Source organism: Gimesia algae (assembly GCF_007746795.1).
Taxonomy (GTDB): domain Bacteria; phylum Planctomycetota; class Planctomycetia; order Planctomycetales; family Planctomycetaceae; genus Gimesia; species Gimesia algae.
Map to the genome: position 1 here is coordinate 5,686,916 of NZ_CP036343.1, position 19,816 is coordinate 5,706,731.

The 19,816-nt window shown below is 51.3% G+C and carries 12 protein-coding genes; 4 read left to right on the forward strand and 8 right to left on the reverse strand.

Annotation, left to right across the window (positions count from 1 at the left end):
- Window positions 1–10 precede the first annotated feature (10 nt).
- Entirely contained in the window at window positions 11–1,429 is a 1,419-nt protein-coding gene (locus Pan161_RS21280; protein WP_145230639.1) for a glycoside hydrolase family protein, read from the reverse strand.
- A gap of 51 nt (window positions 1,430–1,480) precedes the next feature.
- Window positions 1,481–3,184: a GntP family permease gene (locus tag Pan161_RS21285; RefSeq protein WP_145230641.1), complete on the reverse strand. Its 1,704-nt coding sequence runs from the start codon at window positions 3,182–3,184 to the stop codon at window positions 1,481–1,483.
- A 265-nt stretch (window positions 3,185–3,449) separates the two neighbouring features.
- Between Pan161_RS21285 and Pan161_RS21290 the strand changes: the two genes are divergently transcribed.
- Both Pan161_RS21290 and Pan161_RS21295 read left to right on the forward strand, forming a co-directional pair.
- A complete protein-coding gene (locus tag Pan161_RS21290) occupies window positions 3,450–5,318 on the forward strand; it encodes a DUF1549 domain-containing protein (RefSeq protein WP_145230643.1) in 1,869 nt (622 codons plus the stop codon).
- Between the two features lie 71 nt (window positions 5,319–5,389).
- A complete protein-coding gene (locus Pan161_RS21295; protein WP_145230645.1) occupies window positions 5,390–6,670 on the forward strand; it encodes a DUF1501 domain-containing protein in 1,281 nt (426 codons plus the stop codon).
- Between the two features lie 29 nt (window positions 6,671–6,699).
- Here the strand turns inward: Pan161_RS21295 and Pan161_RS21300 are convergent, their stop codons facing one another.
- The 3 genes from Pan161_RS21300 to glgA form a co-directional block, all read right to left on the reverse strand.
- Window positions 6,700–8,895, reverse strand: a complete 2,196-nt coding sequence (locus tag Pan161_RS21300) for an alpha-amylase/4-alpha-glucanotransferase domain-containing protein (RefSeq protein WP_145230647.1) — start codon at window positions 8,893–8,895, stop codon at window positions 6,700–6,702.
- A gap of 384 nt (window positions 8,896–9,279) precedes the next feature.
- Window positions 9,280–10,263 carry a galactose-1-phosphate uridylyltransferase gene (locus Pan161_RS21305; protein WP_145230649.1) on the reverse strand — a complete coding sequence of 328 codons (984 nt, stop codon included), beginning with the start codon at window positions 10,261–10,263 and terminating at the stop codon, window positions 9,280–9,282.
- Window positions 10,264–10,331: 68 nt separating this feature from the next.
- On the reverse strand, window positions 10,332–11,867 hold the full coding sequence (gene glgA / locus Pan161_RS21310; protein WP_232103374.1) for a glycogen synthase GlgA: 1,536 nt from the start codon (window positions 11,865–11,867) through the stop codon (window positions 10,332–10,334).
- A 433-nt stretch (window positions 11,868–12,300) separates the two neighbouring features.
- Between glgA and Pan161_RS21315 the strand changes: the two genes are divergently transcribed.
- Together Pan161_RS21315 and Pan161_RS21320 are read left to right on the forward strand one after the other, a co-directional pair.
- Window positions 12,301–13,749 carry a sensor histidine kinase gene (locus Pan161_RS21315; protein ID WP_145230651.1) on the forward strand — a complete coding sequence of 483 codons (1,449 nt, stop codon included), beginning with the start codon at window positions 12,301–12,303 and terminating at the stop codon, window positions 13,747–13,749.
- Window positions 13,750–13,778: 29 nt separating this feature from the next.
- Entirely contained in the window at window positions 13,779–15,134 is a 1,356-nt protein-coding gene (locus Pan161_RS21320; RefSeq protein WP_145230653.1) for a sigma-54-dependent transcriptional regulator, read from the forward strand.
- Between the two features lie 33 nt (window positions 15,135–15,167).
- Here the strand turns inward: Pan161_RS21320 and Pan161_RS21325 are convergent, their stop codons facing one another.
- The 3 genes from Pan161_RS21325 to rlmB form a co-directional block, all read right to left on the reverse strand.
- Window positions 15,168–17,540, reverse strand: coding sequence for a polysaccharide biosynthesis tyrosine autokinase (locus Pan161_RS21325; protein WP_145230654.1), 2,373 nt, complete (start codon window positions 17,538–17,540; stop codon window positions 15,168–15,170).
- A gap of 89 nt (window positions 17,541–17,629) precedes the next feature.
- Window positions 17,630–18,604, reverse strand: coding sequence for an SDR family oxidoreductase (locus Pan161_RS21330; protein ID WP_145230657.1), 975 nt, complete (start codon window positions 18,602–18,604; stop codon window positions 17,630–17,632).
- Between the two features lie 390 nt (window positions 18,605–18,994).
- Window positions 18,995–19,756 (reverse strand): 23S rRNA (guanosine(2251)-2'-O)-methyltransferase RlmB, encoded by a 762-nt coding sequence (rlmB, locus tag Pan161_RS21335; protein WP_145230659.1) that lies wholly within the window; start codon window positions 19,754–19,756, stop codon window positions 18,995–18,997.
- Window positions 19,757–19,816 lie beyond the last annotated feature (60 nt).

Sequence of the window (19,816 nt, forward strand, 5' to 3'; positions counted from 1 at the left end):
TCGATCCATCTTATCGGTCAAACTGGAACGAGTACAGATCACACTCGACTAATTGGAATTTCAGGCGAACCGGCTGACCGGCGAGTGCAGTTAGATCAGGGTTATTTTTCCAGCGTACGACGCCGTCAATTTTGTCTCCCATCACAGGTTGGCAGTCCTGTATCGTGAAGCCGGGAATCGGGCTGCCATCCGCTTTCTGAATTTCTACCCTCAGGCTGCCCGTAGCACTGGCACTGAAGTTCAATTTGAGCTGACTACCTGAAAACATAAGTGGCTTCGTCAACAGACTGCCCGGTTCTGAACCGGCATTCACTGAGACAAAACCATCGGTTCGCAGCACGTAACGATCGCCGCTGCGATGATAGATTGACATTTCTGCGGGTCCGGTGGGCAAGACATTTAACGCCACGTAATTGGCACGATTCTTCCACTGCCGTGGATCAAGGCCCGGCCTGATGAATGCGTGCGTGAAGAGCCGGTCGTATTTTGAGGAGCCGGCGCGTGTCGTCATAAACAGGATATCGGTCGCGTTGACGTCCTGTTGATCGTACTCAGGTGCATCCCCGCGACCGGGAACAAAACGCGTCGGTAGTGCAATATAAATATGCGGTGCGCGGAAGTAAGGATGTGTCTGGTTCGTATAAAGGTGCTCGCCCGGTCGATTCGGGTTCAGAGCGACCGGTTGACTCCAGTGCTGAAAGTCAGGGCTCGTCGTGCGACTGATGCTGCGTAAACGATCGGGATCAGTCCAGGTACGGAAGTAGCAGACATATTTCTGCTCCGCTTCAGACCAGAACGCGACATTGGCCGAATCAAAGGCGTGCCGCCACTCGGGTTGATAGGGAATCACTTCTCCCTGCTTCGTCCAGTGAATTCCATCAGGAGAGACAAACGCGAACAGTCCCCGCCCCTGCTCTTTCAGCCCCCGCTTATCTCCCGGCCCGGGATAACCCGCCAACGCTTTATATCGCTCCGCAGGTTTCACGCCGGTACGCGTGTCGAGAAACGGTGTGAAGTTGGTCAGAAAAGGAGGCTGTTTGGCGAGGATCACATTATTTTCACGAGTGCCTGCGACTTCATGCAGGCCCAGTTCCGGAAACTCCCATTCGTGACCGTCCTGACTGACGGCGTAATGCACGGTTTCCCCCGGGTGCCCCGTATGTTTATCCCCTTGATAAGCCGGATCGGATCCCCGCCACCAGGCCTGGAACTGGTCTCCTTTTTTAATGACTGTCATCATGTGCCGTATGGGGAGTGGAGACTGAGGGCGAGGTGCTTTGACGGGATGATGCAGTTTGAGAGTCACGCCGTCCAACTGGTCAATCAATAGCCGATCCACAAACAGTTCCCGCCGGGAACCGATGTCAACAGGCTCTGCTATGGCTTCACTGTTCAAGCCGATTATCAGTGCAAGAGTGATTAACTTCATTGCATTTCCAGCGTGAATCCGTTTCATAAATCACAAAACCTTTCAAACACACTAAGCCATCGGGAAAAACTGAACTCCCAGCAGGACGACGATAAAGCCAACAATGCCCATCAGAGCGGTCATGGGGCTGATAAATTTCAGGGTTTCGCCTTCGGTCATGCCGCTCATTTTTCCGATGACCCAGAAGCCGCTGTCATTCATCCAGGAGATCGGCTTGGAGCCACAGCCGATAGCGAGCGCCAGGTAGACCGGATGAAAGCCGAGTGTCGTGGACTCGGCAATGCCCCCCAGAATGCCGACGGTGGTGATCATGGCGACTGTCGATGAGCCCTGTGCAGTGCGGATGGCGGTGGTAATCAGAAACGCCAGGGTGACCAGCATCAGCGGAGAGACCTGCGGCAGAGATTCAATGAGGAAACTCACGCCTGTCTGTTGCAGGACACTGCCAAACGCGCCGCCAGCTGCCGTAATCAGGATGATCACACCCCCCGTATACAGAGAGGTCTGGATCGATTCAGACAGCGCTCCCATTGAGGATTTTTTCTGGCGAATGAGTGTCCAGAGCGCAATGACCGTCGCGATACCCAACGCGATGTTTTTGTTCCCCAGTGTGGTGATCAGGGTTTGCATCTGCTCCGAAAGCTGGCTGCTGATCGTTTTAAATTTTAACAGCGTGGAACCGGCGATGAGGACAACAGGGAGCAGAATTGGTAGCAGCGACAACCAGAGTGGCGGCAGGTCTTCTATTTTTTTCGATGCGAGTTTCTGCAGATCCTCTTTTGTCACATCGGCTGAGTCACGAAAGGGGAGTTCACAGTGTTTATTAATCAACGTGGCATAACCGAGTCCAAATAGAGCGGCGATACTACCCACAATCAGGCCGCCCATCATCATCGTGGCGATATCAACATTCAACTGTTCGGCGACAAACAATGGACCGGGAGTCGGCGGGACCAGGGAATGGGCCATCGTGCCTCCGGTGACAATCGCGAGGACATACAACAGATAGTTCTTACCGGTACGGATCCGCATCGCTTTACCCAGGGGGATGAGCAGGTAGAAGACCGTATCAAAAAAGACGGGAATGGCCAGTAGAAAGCCACTGGCCATGAAGGCAATAGGCGCCAGCTTCTCGCCGACAAACTGAATCGCCGAGCGGACAATGCGTTCGGCGGCACCACTTTCCAGCAGACACATGCCGATGATGGCGGCGAGTGCAATCAGAATGCCGATCTTGGCACAGGTGGAACCGAAGCCGGCAGCAACACGTTCACCGACTGATTTTTCGCCTTCCGCGATCGCAGCATTGTAATGTGTGGGTGTGATCGCAAAGTCGTCCAGGCGGATCGGACGGCTGGCACTGTCATCGCGGACACTCAGCTCGGCAATGATGATGCGTTTGTTGTCCTGAGAAAACCGGGCGGTGACCCGCTGGACTTCCGTCTGGGCAATGGGAATCAATGGGAAGCGGGGTTGTTCAGTCCCCATAATCAACAGCATCATGCCGGGCTGCAGACTGCCTTTTTTGTCGATCTGGATGACAAGACTGCGATTGTCTTCACTCACCTCCAGGATTTTGAAACTGCTTTTCCTAAGTGCCGTCTCTTCAATCTGTTGCACGGGCGTCAGCACGCCTACACAAATGGCACCTGCCAGCAATGCCAGAAAGGCATGCAGACGGAAAAACAGGACACCACCAATGACGATGGCTACCCCGGATAAAATAACAATAATGACCCAAGCGCTCAGTTCCATTATTCAACCAGTCCGGCTTTTAGTTCAGATTAAATTAATTTACGAAAATCACCTTTTTTTCGACACATTCAAAGTTAAGAAGGGTTTAATAGCCAGTATCAAGGATTGCAGTCATGTCACCCGGTCGAATCGTTTCCAATCGCTCGGCCCGGATGAAATGGTTGTAAAACAGGATGCATTCTGGAGATCAGCAGCTTTTGAGTCTCTCTGACTCCTGATCGAACACAGGAACCATTTCCCTGACTATTTTAACAGGTCAAACGCCATGATGAGTTTTCCCCGGAAACGAACGATTCAATTTGCCTGCTTTTATCTAGTGACATTATCCGTCCCATTATGCCAGTCTTCGGCATTCGCAGCAACAAAGAGTGCTGCTCAAACAGACAATCGGCAGAGAGTGGATGCCGTTTCCATGGCAGAGAAGATCGATCAACTGCTGGAAGCGGAACTCAAAAAGGCGAATATCACACCGACGGCTCTGGCGAATGATGAAGACTTTCTCCGTCGCGTGACATTTGACCTGGTGGGTCGCAAGCCTGGTACTTCGGAAGTCATTCTGTTCGGTCTGGATGCGAACACAGGCAAAAGGCAGGCAGTAATCGACGAACTGTTGAAGTCAGAAGAGTACGGTGTTAACTGGGCACGCTACTGGCGGGATGTCATCTACCTGCGGGCCACTGATGCCCGGGCGCGGATCAATCAGAATGAATTTGAAGAGTGGATGATCACTCAACTCAATCAGAATAAAAGCTGGGATCAGATTACAACCGACCTGCTGACCGCCACCGGCGATGTTCGTGAAAACGGAAACACCGCTTTAATCTTTGCCCATCAGGGTGATCCGGCTGAACTGGCTGCGGAAACATCGCGTATCTTCCTGGGAATTCAGATTCAATGTGCGAACTGTCACGACCATCCGACAGACAAATGGAAACGTAACAGCTTCCACGAGCTGGCAGCATTTTTCCCTCGTGTGCGGGTCCGCCCGGTACGCGATGCGACGCCGCGGACTTTTGAAGTCGTTTCTATGGATCGGGGTACGAACGAAAATCAGTATGCTCAACGCATGAAGATGCTTCAGGATCCGACCATGCTGTTCCGCTTGTACGACAGGAACCGTGACGGAAAGCTGACCGAACAGGAAGTCCAGCGCACCCGCATGGCACGTGGCTTTGAACAAATGGTAGCCCGTGCGGATAAAGATGGTGACAAGGCGCTGACAGCAGAAGAAATCAAAAGCATCCCTGCTCCCGATAACATGCGGCGATTCACGACTGAATATCATATGCCCGATTTAAACGACCCGACTTCGATCGGTAAAGTAATTCAACCGGTACTGTTTGTCGGCACGAAAGCGCCGGAAGGACTGGATGACATCGAACGGCGTGAAACACTGTCGAAGTTTTTAACGACGCCTTCCAACGTCTGGTTCTCCCGGGCCATTGTGAACCGGCTCTGGGCAGAAATGCTGGGGGAAGGATTCTACACACCTATTGATGATATTGGACCGGAACGCAGTGCCGTCTACCCTGAAGTTCTGGATGCGTTATCGGAAGGTTTCACCGCCAGTGGCTACGATCTGAAATGGCTCTGCAAGACAATTACCAATACACGGGCATACCAGCGTGAAATGCAGAAGAAAACCGAGCAGCAGCATACACCGTTCGCATCACAATCTCCCACGCGGTTGCGAGGCGATCAGATTTTCACAGCAATCACACAGGTGTTCGGTGTGGATGATCTACAGGCCAATCGCAACGTTGGCAGTCGACGCTATCAGGGAAGCCGAACCGCCCGCGGGCAGTTCAGCACACTGTTTACTTATGACCCTTCAACTTCGCAGGACGAGATCACCGGTGATGTTCCCCAGGCGTTGTTCATGATGAATTCAAAAACCTTAAATGAAATGCTGGGGACCGACCGGAATACCAAACTGGCACAGATCGCCAGAGACTTTAAAGATGACAACGATGCCATTCAGGAACTGTATCTGCTGACACTTTCACGAGTGCCTACCAAAGCAGAATTGAAGATCTGTCAGGACTACATCCAGGAAGCAGGCAATCGGAATGATGCGCTCGAAGATCTGATGTGGAGTCTGTTGAATTCCAGTGAGTTCATTACCAAACGCTGAACGATTCTCATCAGACTTTTTGTGACCAGTTCATTTTCCAATCTATTCCCCCTCAGTACGAGGAGTTTGTTATGAGTCTTTATCACCACCAGCAGGTTCATTCAGTCCGAGGCGGTTTTTCACGTCGCAGCTTTATCCGCAACGTTTCGCTGGGAGCGTTGGCAGCCGGCACACTGAGTTTTCACGATCTGATGAGCGTGTCCGCAGAAGAACTTCGCAAACAGGGTCGTTCGATGATCCTGTTATGGATGTCTGGTGGCCCCAGTCAGTTTGAAACGTTTGACCCGAAGCCCAACACATCGAGTGCCGGTGACAAACAGGCGATCAAAACTACCGTTTCCGGAATTGAGATTGCTGAAGACTGGAAAAACACCGCGAAGGTCATGCAGGATATCGCGCTGATTCGTTCCATGACCAATAAGGAAGGGAACCACCAGCGCGCCACTTACCAGATGCATACTGGCTATGTACCTTCCGGAAGTGTAAAACATCCCAGCCTGGGTTCAAACATTACCCGTGAAATCGGCGACCGCGAACTGGAGATTCCCTCGATCGTCTCTGTCGGTGCAACGGAAGGGGCCGGTTTTCTGGGCGTGGACTACGAACCGTTTAACATTAACAACCCGGGAAACATCCCCGACAATGTCGCAGCCACTGTGACAGACAAACGCTATCAGAAACGTCTGGGACTATTAGGACGCCTGGATACGGAATTTGCCAGCCGTGGAGGTGAAGTGGTCGTAAAAAATCACAACAAGATTTATAACAAAGCTTCTTCACTGGTATTAAGTCCTCAGACCAGGGTATTTGATCTGAACCAGGAACCAGTAGAACTGCGTCGCGAGTACGGCGAAAACAACTTCGGGAAAGGCTGCCTGCTGGCGCGGCGACTGGTAGAAGCAGGTTCGACATTTATCGAAGTCCGATCCAATGGCTGGGATAATCACGCTGATATCTCAGAGACTATTTCTCCCCGCTCCCAGGAAGTTGATGCCGGGATGGCGGCGCTGATTTCAGATCTGAAACAGCGTGGTATGCTGGACAAGACTCTGGTGGTCTGGATGGGTGAATTCGGCAGAACCCCGAAGATTAATGCCCGCGGCGGTCGCGACCATTATCCACGCGTCTTCTCAGCCGCTTTAGCCGGTGGTGGCGTCAAAGGAGGCCAGGTGATTGGCGCTTCGACCAAAGACGGTTCCGCCGTCCAGGATCGACCGGTGGCGGTCACCGATCTATTCTGTTCGATCTGTCAGTCATTGCAGGTCGAGCCTCGAAAAGAGAACATGAGTCCGCTGGGACGCCCGATGAAAATCGTCGATGGCGGGAAAGTCATCAACGAACTCTTTTCATGAACTTCACCAAAACACCTCTCAGTCCAGGCTTATGCTCCGGAAGCGGCTGCTTCACTCAGGGCTTTAGCCTGGGCTACCGAGGTATCCATCGAAAGTGTGATGGTGACGGACCAGCGTCCATTTTCGTCAGCGACGAACTCCCAGTGTGGGATCACGACCGAGCTCTGATGCACGAGTTCGTACCCGCCTTCCGACTGGCTGATGGTTTCAATCGGAAACGTCCAGATACTGGCTGGTGAGGAAAGATCCAGGGCCGCATCCAGTCCGAGCCATTCATCGACGAGTCCGATGCGATCGGTTTTTTCCAGATCCAGTTTTGATTCGAGCTGCCCCAGTTGTTTACCCAGATGATTGTAGTAGTAGCGGTCACTGGCACCGGCGGCCATACCGGCAAAGTTAAACTCGACGCCAAAATTCAGTGGAACTTCAGCGGGCAGATGTGAGAGTTCGTAATGAATTTCCAGCGAACCCGAGGCGTTCTTCGTCAGGCAAACCGTTTTGGTGAGTTCAATTTCGTAAGGACCAACATACCCTTTGCGAATCATACGCACTTCGCAGTCTTCATCGGTTCGCTTGAGCGAGCTGAGATAAACGCCATGCACAAAATCGCCGACTTCTCCGCCGCCCTGAATGACCGTTTCCAGATCGACGCCCGGCTGGAAGAAGTGATCCACCAGTGATTTGCGGGGGGTATGATCGTACTGCAGTTTTTTCTCAAGGCCGGGTTGTTTGAAACGGACGGCATTATGAATTTTGCCGATATCCTCTCCGTTCTCTGCACCTTCTTTCTGTTCGATGGCCGCCTGGCGAATGATATCGTGATAGGGCTCAGGACGTCGATCGAGGGTCGCCAGTAAATTATGTTTCGCGCCCCGCACATCCAGTTCATACAGATGTCCGCCTTGCGCTGGAGCGAGATAAGCTACCAGTCGATTACTGGCCAGTCTGACTTCTTTTCGGGCATCCAGATTAAAGTCAGCCACTTCCACTTCCAGCCAGCTGGCATCACGGTGCGTAATTTTCTCCAGCAGCGTGTCCGCGGAAATCAGATGTTTGTAAATCGCATTCCGCAGATGAGGCAGATACAGGCCACCGAAGGCACCATGCCAGTAAGGGCAGTTGCATTGCGCGCGGTATAGCTCGGTGCGGGCTTCGTGCAGCGTGGGCAGGTCTTCTGCATCGACGCCGGTCTCTTCCAGGCTCTGCAGACGGTTACTGACCTGTAACATCCGGGTATACATTTCATTCAGCTCGGCATATTTCACACGGAAGTTCCGCCAGAACCCGCCTCGCAAATAAGGTTTGAGCCGATCAAAGCCTTCGGTCTCTGCAAATTTTTCTTTGAGTTCGGCCAGCTCCAGCTGTCGTTCTGAAGAGAGCGCCCACTCATTCATTTCACGATAACTGGCGTCAGGCAGATAGCAGCTGCCCAGCGGGGAGACCGTATCGACTGATTCAGAAAGGGTCGTTACTTTTAACCAGTCACTGTTCTGGCGCAGGAGGTCCAGGAACTTTTTCAGCCAGCCATCGCGGTAAACATGGTCGAAGGTGCCCGGCCAGGCGCCAAACTTTTCGCCGTCATCACCAAAGACAACGACTGAATGCGGATGATGGTCGGCAATCTCTTTCAGGTAATGAATTGTTTGTACGGGATCGGTAAAGGGAATCTGGTAGCGGAGCGTTTCATTATCCGGGAAAATCTTGAGCAGTCGACCTTCGTCTTCTGAGAGATAGTAGCCATGCATTTTTTCTGCGCGAACGCCGGCGGCACTGAAGTGGGAATCGTCCAGCAGGGTGAATTCCATGCCAGCATCGACCAGATCAGAAACAAACGATTGTTCCCAGACCCGTTCAGGCACCCACATTCCGCGGACCGGGGTGCCAAACAGTTTTTTCAGATAGTCGGAATAGGCGGTAATCTGTCCGATGCGGTCACAACGGGGAATGCCTGCCAGAATCGGCTCGTAAAAAGGCCCTCCCAGGATCTCGACCTGCCCGGATTCCGCCAGGCCGCGAACGCGATCAATGTACTCCGGATGCGCGTCGACGAGCCATTCCATCAGGCTGCCTGAGGTATGCAGAGAAAACGGGATATCCGGGTATTCTGATAAGCCGTCGAGAAATGGTTGATAGCTGTTTTGATAGGATTCTTCAAAAACGCCTTCAAAATTCCCAACGGGCTGATGGTTGTGAATGACCAAAACAAGCCGAAGTCGACAGCCCATGGGCCGCATCCTTTCATCCGTGTAAACACAGAACTTTCGATTACGCTGTAAAACTGAACGGTATCAAATACGTGGCGGGTCGCTTCGCTGCCTGCGTTAAGCGATGTGCCAACAGGACTTGAAACGATTCTGGCTTATCTTAAAGCCAATCTTTTTGTAATCATAGAGGACTTTTCCGGATAATAAAATCCAAGTCCCCTTAAAATCGACACGAACGATCTTGAAATACCGCTGGAGGAAGGTCAATTGTTAAAGCAGGTAAGCTTTCTCCAGTTTGATTGACCGGGACAATTCATAACGTGAAACTCAACTCTCTATTTTCCTGAGTGATATCCCTGTAGCTCAACCAACAGCTGATTGGATTCGTAAGACGGTAAAAAACGTTCAGGGACTCAGTTGCCGTCTCAATTGCTCAATGGCCTGCTCGGGATAAACCGGGTTGATGAAGGCATTGGAGGCGATTTCGAATCCAGCCAGATGGGCCAGCCGTGGATAGATCCTCAGGCTCCAGGCATAGCCGTCCTGTTCACTGGTCTCATAAGGGGGCATCTGAATCACATAATTGAGATCGTGACGTCCGAGCAGCGACTCCAGACTACATAACAGACGACGAGTGATACAGGACAGATCATCGAGTTCCTGATCGCTGGAGTGGTCGAAATGTGTTTTCAGGGAACGGGGAATGACCCAGGTTTCATAGGCAAAGCGACTGGCATAAGGACAGATGATGTCGAAATATTCCGTGGACATCACCCGTCCCGAAAATCCGTCCGTCGAGTCCCGGGTGAAAGTTTTGAATAAGGAACAGCCCTGCTCTGACTGATGCGTGCGAGCCGCCTGTAATTCCTGCTGGAGCGCCTGTGGGATCAGATGACTGACGAGGAGTTGCGAGTGCACGTGTCCCAGTGAGGCGCCACCCAGAATCCCCTGATTTTTAAAAATGAGCGCGTAGTGGGTGTGGGGATCATCGCGATGGGCGGCGACGCGCTGTCGGTATGCTTGAAAAATATATTGAAACTGTCTCTGGTTGAGACGCGATACGCGGGTCTCAAACTCAGGGCACTCGACGATGACTTCATGTACCCCGTAATGATCTGAACCAGAAACCGGAGACAGCGCAGGATACTTATTGGCCACCACACGCACATTCCAACCTGGCTGATTTGCTGTTGTAGCCGACGATCGGATCGCAAACAGTTCGGGTGTTGTCTCGGCTTCTTTCCCTTCCGCAAACGGATCGGAATCGATCTGTTCCTGCGTGGCGACGTACTGACTGGCATCTTCTAATATTTTGATGGGCCGTCGAGCTCGTTCCGGCGCGAAGATGGTAGTAAAGCCGGTAAGCGGGTCGGTTCTGATCTCTGACATCGATTCCCGTCATCACTAGGGGACAGAAGAAAATAATGGGATTGAAGAATTAATTGACTCTCTGCCTGTTAATGAGTGGCAGACACTGACTCGCTGCTCTTATTTCGATAACTGCTGGCCCGCTGATAGACGGACAGGTAGTTTTGAGCGCTCTGTTTCCAGGACCAGTCTTTTGTCATGCCGTTCTGAATCAGCTGATTCCAGAGTGGTTTGTCATGATAGGCGGCGATGGCCCGCCGCATCTGTCGATAGAGTACCGTGGCATCAAAATGCCAGAAAGAAAAGCCGTTGGCAGTCCCGTTTTCCAGGTTCTCTTCGTGAGCATCCACGACGGAATCAGCCAGACCTCCTACTTCATGCACGATGGGCACTGTCCCATACAGCAGGCTATACATCTGATTCAATCCGCACGGTTCAAACTGGCTGGGCATCAGAAAGATATCCAGGCCCGCTTCGATCTGATGTGCGAGCCCTTCATCAAAACCGATAAAGGTAGCAACTTTATCCGGGAAACGTTTCGCAAGTTCAGAGAAAGCAGCTTCATGTCGGGGATCACCGGTTCCCAGAAAGACCATCTGGACGTCAGTGGCCAACAGGATTTCGGCGGCATCCAGAATCAGGGAGAAGCCTTTCTGATCGGTCATCCGGGAGATGGCTCCCAACAGAGGGACATCCGGTTTTTGAGGCAGCCCCATACGTTCCTGTAACGCTGCTTTACACTTTGCTTTGCCAACAGACAGAGAATCTACGGAATAATGAGCGGCCAGATGCGGATCGATTTCAGGGTTCCACTCGCTGGTATCGACTCCATTCAGGATACCGACCAGTCGTTCGGCGTGCGATTCGAGTACACCATTCAGGCCGTAACCGAACCGCTCAGTGCGGATCTCTTTCGCGTAGGTAGGGCTCACCGTGGTAATCATATCCGAGAAGACGATCCCGGTCTTGAGCAGGTTCAACTGTCCGAAATATTCCATCTGATGCCGGTTAAAGTATTTCCAGTCAATGCCTGTCAGCAGCATGTCCCAATGCCAGTACTGTCCCTGGAAGGCCATATTATGAATCGTATAGACGGCAGCTGTTTTCTCAAATCCGGGCCGATGCTGATATTCAATTTTCAACAGGGCGGGAATCAGTCCGGTCTGCCAGTCGTTGGAGTGGATAATATTCGGCTGCAAATTGAGTTGTGCAGTGAATTCCATCACCGCGCGACTGAAGAAAATAAACCGTTCGCAGTTGTCCTGATAATCACGGCCATTTTCATGATAGAGTTCAGGACGATCAAAATAACGAGGCTGATCGATCAGATAGACGTTCACTTTTGAATCGGGAAAAGAGGCTTTCAACAGGCTGGCTTCCACCTGCTTGCTGCCGACAGGGATCATCACCTTTTCAGGGCAGGCTTCGAAATCGTCAGGAGAAAATCCTCGTTTTGCTGTCGACTGGGGATAGTAGGGCAGAAACAGGCTGACTTCGTGTCCTTCTGCTGACAGTGCTTTCGACAATGCTGAGGCCACATCGGCCAGTCCGCCTGTTTTGGCAAATGGAATCGCTTCTGAACTCGCTACGACGATTTTCATAAATTCCCAATCTATTCGGATCATTAATCCTGCTGAATGTCTACAATGTTCTGTAGCATTCTATACGTTATCGGCGCTGGAAATAAATGGATCTGCTCACGGGAGTCACAGTGATTCCTGGAATTCGCCCCACTCTTTCCGAGATATCTTTGAATACATAAAATAATAAGTGGATTGTGTTTACGAATCAGACTCGGACTTACGATGAATTTGACTTCTACCGGGTTCTGGTTTTACCTGTTTGTACAGTAAAATTCGTCGACTTCTCGTTCAAAATAGCGAATGTGTAATTGCAGATCAATTTCAGTTTCGTGATAGTATAGCTTCATTGATGCTGTGCCATCGAGTCTGGCATTCACATTTGAATTGTCGCATTCTGTTTACCAAACATGGTAGTCAGTCAGAATCTTATTTTTGCAGCGAATCAGTAGCACGACACAGAATTTCCATTTCTACCATGAATGACCCATTAAACGTGGAGAATCAGAGCGAACCAGGCGACGTGATCCAGGATCGTCTGGCGGAAGCCCCTGCTTCAACGACCGCTCCCCGCATCCACCATGACGCCTATACCTGGGAACTGCCGGCGGAAGAAATTACGCTGCGAATTCGGTGGTTCGGGCTGTGTGTCGGGTATGTGCTGGTCAATTTTGGCGGTAACAGTTCTGCCATCCAGGTTCCCCAGTTGAACTGGATTCTGACTTTAGGTGCAATTTATGCCCTGGCAGATACCTACTTCAGCTTTCGAGGTCGCGTCTTTCTGGGTGAATGGCCGCTGATCATTTCGGTGATGGAAGCGTTGTTCATCGGCCTGCTCTGTCATTATGACGCCGGATTGAACAGTCCGTTTCGGTTTTATTATCTGTTATCGTTAATTGTCTGTTCCATTCGGCACGCGCCGCAGATTGCGTATCTGACGCTGGGACTGCATCTGATCAGCTATTCGACGCTGCTGCTATCCAGCCCTCCCCTCCCCAGTGACTGGCTGACCCAACTGCTGTTAATGATTGTCTGGATGGGTTGGGTCGCGTGGGCGAGCATCGCCTTTTCCCAGCTGGTTAAACGCACGAGTATGGAGCTTTCGCTGGCTAACTCGCAGTTGAAGATGAACCAGGAACTGCTGGAAGATCGTATCGCCCGCCGGACCAGCGACCTGCAGGAATCGCAGGCGCTGCTGGTTCAGCAGGAAAAACATGCGGCCTTCGGTCTGCTGGCAGCGGGTATTGCGCACGAAGTGGGAAACCCGCTGGCGGGAATCAGTTCACTCGTACAACTGCTCAACCGCCATAACAATGATGAATACACGAACAAGCGACTGGATGAAGTCGATGCCCAGCTGCGACGGATTCAGCGGATTCTCCGCGAGTTGATCGATTTCAGCCGCCCGGCCACGACCGAACGGAATCGCTGTCAGATCAATGAGCTGATTACCGAATCGTTGAACATTTCCAAATATTACAAACGCAAAAAGGGTAAAAATATCATCACCCGCTTTGCAGAGGATCTGCCTGTGGTGCAGGTGGTGCGCGATCAGCTGGTGCAGGTATTTCTGAATCTGATCCTGAATGCCATGGATGCGACCGAAGAAGGCGAGTCGATCGAGATCACCACCGAAGCCCGAAGGGGTCAGATCATTATTTCGGTTAATGACAGTGGAGAAGGCATTCGCGAGGAAGATAAAGCCAGGCTGTTTCAACCCTATTTTACGACAAAGGCTAAAGGAACGGGACTGGGACTGTTTGTGTGTAAAAATATTCTGGAACACTCCAATTCCGGTACAATTGAAATTGATGATACAGTAAAAGATGGTGCCAGGTTCATTGTCACCCTCAATTGTGAGGAGTTACAGGGAGAAGCAGACATTCCTCCCGGACCGGCAAAAGAAATTAAATTTGTAACGACTTAAACTGAACGAAGAACAGGACGAACTCCAAGGTGCAACTCAATCGATCCGTGCTGATTGTCGAAGATGAAGAAGTCATTCGGACTTCGCTGGCGGAATTTCTCACCCTCGAAGGTTATGAAACCATGCAGGCTTCCACTGTAGCCAAAGCACTGGAACTGGCCCGTGATCGAGATTTTAACGTCGCGATCTGCGATGTTCAGCTGCCTGATGGAGATGGCATTGAGCTTCTGCGACGGCTGCAGAACATAAAACCTAATATCTTCGTACTGATCATCACCGCTTATGCGACTGTTGAAAATACGATCTCTGCATTCAAAGCGGGTGCCTTCGATTACCTGGTCAAGCCAGTCATTTTTGACGATCTGTCTCACAAGCTGAATCGTCTGTTTGAGTACCAGAAAATATTCTACGAGAACCAGATTCTCAGAAGAGAACTGGCCCGCAGCCCGGGAATTGAAGAAGTCGTTGGCAGCAGTAAAGCGCTGCTGAAACTGCAGAGTACGATTCGAAAAATTGCAGCGACAAATTCCAATGTGCTCCTGTCAGGTGAATCGGGGACGGGAAAAGAGCTGTTTGCCCGGTCGATTCATTCGAATGGTCCCAATCGTGAACAACGCTTCCTGGCGGTCAACTGCGGCATGCGACCGATTGAACTCCTCGAATCTCAACTGTTTGGTTCCGCCAACAGTTCGCTGCAGTACCCCGCTTCCGAACAGATTGGCGTCTTCAAAAATGCCGATGGGGGAACCGTATATCTGGATGAAATCTCTCAACTGCCGCTGGGAACGCAGGGCAAACTGTTGCGGGCGATTGAATACGGCGAGATCCTGCCGCTGGGAAGTGCCGAGCCGGTGAAAGTCGATGTGCGACTCATCGCTTCAACCACCCAGGATCTGGCAGAAATGGTCAAGTCAGGTGAATTCGAACAAGATCTGTTTTATCGCCTGGACGGTATGAAAATTCATATCCCTGCGTTGCGGGAACGCGTCGATGATGTTCCGGAACTGGTTGAATACTTCATCTCCAAGCACTCCCGTAAAATGGGAAAACGGGTCACGGGAGCGACCAGTGAAACCATACGCACTCTCATGTCTGCTGAATGGAAAGGGAATGTCCGACAGCTGGATAATGCCATCGAACGCGCGGTAATGATGTGTGACGAAACGACGATCTGCCTGAATGACCTGCCTCCGGAACTTCACCAGAACGAACCTCCGTTACCGGATGTGGACGATCTGCGACTGGCACTTCGGCATTACGAACGAATGCATATCACACGCGTATTGAAAGACAGCACGGATAAACGGGAAGCCGCCAAGAGATTAAAGCTCGGTTTGTCCAGCCTGTATCGAAAGATTGAAGAGCTGGACATTGAGCTGGAATAATCCAGGTTTTTCTGCTGAAACTTAATAACCGGTTTATTGGGTAATTTTTGTTTTCGCAGTAGCGTCCGCCTGCTTCGCTTGTACCTGTGAGGGGACAATATAATAGTCGCTGTACCCGGGCCCTGAACCGTAGTCGTAGTCGCCCAGTTTTCCGGACTGAACGCCGTTCGCCAGGATGCCAGTCACTTTGATCCCATTGGTCTGGATAATCTGCTGTACCTTACGGATCACGCCACGTCGGTTCTTGTCGATTCGAACGACCAGCAGCACGCCATCCACGATAGAGGCAATCACCGATGGATCGCTGACAACTACCAGTGGTGGAGTATCAATGAGAATATAGTCGTAATCATTGCGCAGCTGATTTACCAGTTCAGAGAATCCTCGTGACATCAGCATTTCGGAAGGATTTTCAGGCAACATCCCCGCTGTCAGAATCGAAAGATGACTGACACGCGTTTCTCGAATCGCGGTCTGCGCATCGATGTCACCGGACAGTACATCTCCCAGGCCAACAGAATTAGCAAGTCCAAACAGTTTATGAATGGTGGGTCGCCTGAGGTCGGCATCGACAATCAGAACTTTTCTACCGGTCTGAGCAATCGCCAGCGCCAGGTTGGAAATCGAGGTGGTTTTTCCATCGCCGGGTTCGGCACTGGTCATCTGCAGAACTTTCGCGCCGCTACGATCTGTTTTCAACAACAGCGAGGTCCGCAGTGAGCGGAACGCTTCTGCTTCCCTGGACGCAGGACGATAGTAGTACCATAACGCGGGAGCGAATTCGCTGTCATCAACGACTGCTTCACTTTCTGCGAAGGAAGGTACTTCTCCCAGAACAGGCAGATGCAGCTGGTTACGAATTTCATTGACGGACTTCATGGTGGTATCCCGCATCTCGCGGAAGTAAGCAAACGCCAGGATCAACCCCAGTCCTGCTGCTGTACCGGCCATCAGAAATTTCAACTGGCGTTTGATGACCAGTTCATCTTTCACAGGTGCCAGTTGAGTCAGTATGTATCCACTATTGCCTTGTGAAACTCTTTCGACCAGTAACTGCTTGAAAATGTTATCACGCTGTGATTTGAGCTGGGAAATTTCTTCATTGTAAGATTGATCAACTACCTGGAAATTACCGATTTTCTTGGCGAGTTCGGTTTCCTGGTCGAATATTTTTGTCAGTTCCAGTTCCCGGTTCTCGAGCTCTTTAAACTGTTGCTCCATGGACTTGAGATACACGTTCACAAAATCCACGTCTTTGGTCTTCGCGACCTGAAATTCACCTGATTCCAGATTCTCTGCAGAAATATCGAGTCCCTGACGGCGATAGAGATTGATAATCGTTTCGATGCTGCGATTGACTGCGTCCAGGTCGGGATGGTTTTTCTGAAAGTCACGTTCCAGTCGATTCTTCTGAATCAACAGAGGCATTAAATGCGTTTCCAGAGCCGTACGGGCCCGGTCCAACTGGCTTGTCGCCGGTGTGGCGATACGACCTTCGCTGGTATTTTTGTTGGCAGCCTGCCCGCGTGTTTGCCCCATGAGAAACTGCTGAGCCAGCAGTTCAAGTGTCTCTTTTGATTCACCGCTGGCAATCGCTGCTTTCAGTGAATCGATTTTTGATTTGAGTTCCGTCAGTTTCAACAGGTTCAGGCGGCGTTCGTTATCGATGGCTTTCACCCGTTCCTGATGCACATTGGTGCTGCCAGCGACAGCCGCTTCCGAACCAGGAGTGCTCTCCCAGTACAGCGGTGCATTTTCGCGGAATTTCTGGTATTCGTTTCTCTTCAGTTCCAGCTCAGTGGCAATCTGCTGTTCTGCATCCTTCAACTGCTGAATAATGTCTTCGGTATTTTCCTCGCGGACTTCGCTCAAATAACGCTTATAGGCGTCAACGATGGCCTGTGTGACAGCCTGGGCATCTTTGGCATTCGGGTTTTCATAGGTAATCGTCAGGATATTGAGGAACGCGCGATCGTTACCGGAAATCCGCTTCACTTTCAGGGTATCGATAATATCCTGGGTCGGATCTTTTTCGCCCGCCAGTGACGACAGCTGATTGAGTTTGGCTTCTTTGACCGCCTCACCGACGATCCGCGGACTCTTGATCACATCGATATGAGCAGTCAGTTCACCGAAGGTTTGAATTTCGCCTTCTTTGATCGGTACCGGGTTTTTCTGCGAGACCTGAATTTTCGTGGTTGCCGAAAAGATAGGACCAAGCTTCACATAAGCCGCCTGTCCCAGTATCAGACCGGCTACCAGTCCAATCACCAGCAGATACTTATTGCGCAGCAGCAGCCGTACGATATCCACACCAGGTCCGGAAGAGTCGAATTCTGCATTCTCTTCCATTCCGTCGAGGGCAAAATCGGATTGCTGATCCAGAGGTTGAAAGTCTGTATTCACGACAGCGGGTCCTGATCAATAAATATCTGCGAATGCATAAATAACGTAAGAAGTGAAGAAATTGTTTTTCAAAGCCACAGGCGGTCTGATTAACAGCCGCCCAGACATTTTTTAGATTCGGCTTTGGCAGTACCCGCGTACCAGTCAATGGTTCTTCTCAGGCCGTCTTCGATTTCCACAACAGGTTCGTAACCGAGGTCTCGTTGTGCTGCGGAAATATCTGCCCAGGAGTGTTTGACATCGCCTGTACGTTCAGGCTGGAAATCGGGATCATATGGTTTGTCCAACTGATCACAGATGAATTTCAACAGATCAATCAGATTCAACGAACTGCCACAGGCTGCGTTATAAACGTTTCCGGAGACCTTGTCCGCCGGTGCCTGCGAAGCCAGAATATTCGCCTGAACCACATTGTCCACGAATGTAAAATCGCGAGATTGCAGGCCATCACCGAAAATCATCGGGCGGCGTCCTTCCAGCAATGCGGATGTAAAGAGTGGAATCACAGCTGAATAAGGACTGTTGGGATCCTGGCGGGGACCAAAGACGTTGAAGTAACGAATGCGGACGGTTTCCAGGTCGTAAGAATTGGCAAAGGCCTGACAGTATAATTCGCCCGCCAGCTTGGCAGCCGCATAGGGGGAAAGGACTTCAGGAGTCTGCCCTTCATGTTTAGGCATCTGGATCTGGTTGCCATACGCACTGCTGGAACCCGCATAAACGACGCGCTGCACACCGGAGCGGCGGGCGGCATCGAGAACGTGAACCGTTCCGGTCACACAGGCTTCATGTGTATCGAGTGGATGTTCCACGCTACGGGGAACAGAGGCCAAAGCGGCCTGGTGGAAAACAATCTCGACACCAGCGGTGGCCTGTTCGACGGCTGCCAGATCCCGCAGATCTCCCTGCACGAACTCGACATCGTCTTTAATGTGCTCCAGATTATGCAATGCGCCGGTACTTAAGTTATCGAAGACGCGGACACGATGACCGTCTTTGACCAGACGCGTCGCCAGATGAGAGCCAATAAATCCTGCGCCGCCGGTCACTAGATAATTTGTCACGATTGATTTTCCTGCATTGATTTTGTTCGGTGGAACCCACGCTCTAGCAGCAGACATCCGCGTCTGTCAGACGGAGTTCCCGTAACCTGTACCTTCAATGTAGCACTCAATTCGCAAGAAATCCGTAATGAATTCCAAGGATTGCTCTTTGAAATGCGCAAATCCGGTTCGAGGTCTGTATCTCAATTCATTATAAGCACGTAATTCTCATACAACCAAAATAATCGGCAGGCCGCAGAGAATCGCAAGGGGCGAAGGTCAGAGGGGTTCAGACAAAAAAAGCGTAAATCTGCTATAATCGCCACCTGCACCGGAGCTTGTAGCGATTATAGACATTTTGCAGATACTATCTTTTATTGCATGAAAATCGCACGAGCCTGATACAGAAACTTATTTTGTACCAGGGCCAAAAGGAGAAAAGCGGGCGATCATGATGCCTGCTGCGACAGAAGCATTGAGCGAATCCACAATCCCGGTGGGGGTCAGTCGGGTTACGACATCACACTGTTCCAGGGTCAGGCGGCGGAGCCCTTTCTCTTCATTGCCAATCACGACCATCCAGGGTCGGTCCTGTGAAAAAGCGGAGACATCCTCTTCGGCATGTTCGGAGGTGCCCATAATCCAGACACCGGTTTCTTTGGCCTGGGTAATTGATCGGCTCAGATTTGTTTCGACGGCAAAAGGAACCGCTTCCATCCCCCCGGAGGCGACATCATATACGGTTGCATTAATGGGAGCGGAACGGTCTTTGGTCAACACAATCCCCCGAACCCCAAAGAAAGCAGCCGTTCGAAAAATGGCACCGATGTTGTGCGGGTCCTGAATGCAGTCCAGCGCCAGCCAGAGTCCGCCTGTTTCAGCGCCCTGTTCTGAAGCGGGAAAGAGTTCACTGAGTACCGCAGGGATGCGTGGTTTGACCAGTCCAACGGAACCCGCGGTGCGACGTCCCTGATCTTCGGACTGGCGGCGTTTCATTTTCTGTGGCGCCGATTTTTTGATGACGACAGGAATCCGCTGACTGCGTGCTTCGTCGGCAACATCTCCCCAGTTACCTTGCGCTGAACCCGCAGTGAGACGAATCTCAGTGACATCAATCGGACGGGTCTGCAGAGCCGCCATTACACTATGTGGATTTTTCAGCTCCAAAGCCACGAAAGCAGATTCCTGAATCAAGTTGGGGAGTATGTAAGAGATCCGACAGCCCGGTGTGCC

Coding starts and splice junctions, on each gene's coding strand:
- glgA (WP_232103374.1), bottom strand. CDS start 11,867: ATGATCCGAATAGATTGGGAATTTATGAAAATCGTCGTAGCGAGTTCA.
- Pan161_RS21305 (WP_145230649.1), bottom strand. CDS start 10,263: ATGTCAGAGATCAGAACCGACCCGCTTACCGGCTTTACTACCATCTTC.
- Pan161_RS21290 (WP_145230643.1), top strand. CDS start 3,450: ATGATGAGTTTTCCCCGGAAACGAACGATTCAATTTGCCTGCTTTTAT.
- Pan161_RS21300 (WP_145230647.1), bottom strand. CDS start 8,895: ATGGGCTGTCGACTTCGGCTTGTTTTGGTCATTCACAACCATCAGCCC.
- Pan161_RS21285 (WP_145230641.1), bottom strand. CDS start 3,184: ATGGAACTGAGCGCTTGGGTCATTATTGTTATTTTATCCGGGGTAGCC.
- Pan161_RS21280 (WP_145230639.1), bottom strand. CDS start 1,429: ATGAAGTTAATCACTCTTGCACTGATAATCGGCTTGAACAGTGAAGCC.
- Pan161_RS21295 (WP_145230645.1), top strand. CDS start 5,390: ATGAGTCTTTATCACCACCAGCAGGTTCATTCAGTCCGAGGCGGTTTT.
- Pan161_RS21315 (WP_145230651.1), top strand. CDS start 12,301: ATGAATGACCCATTAAACGTGGAGAATCAGAGCGAACCAGGCGACGTG.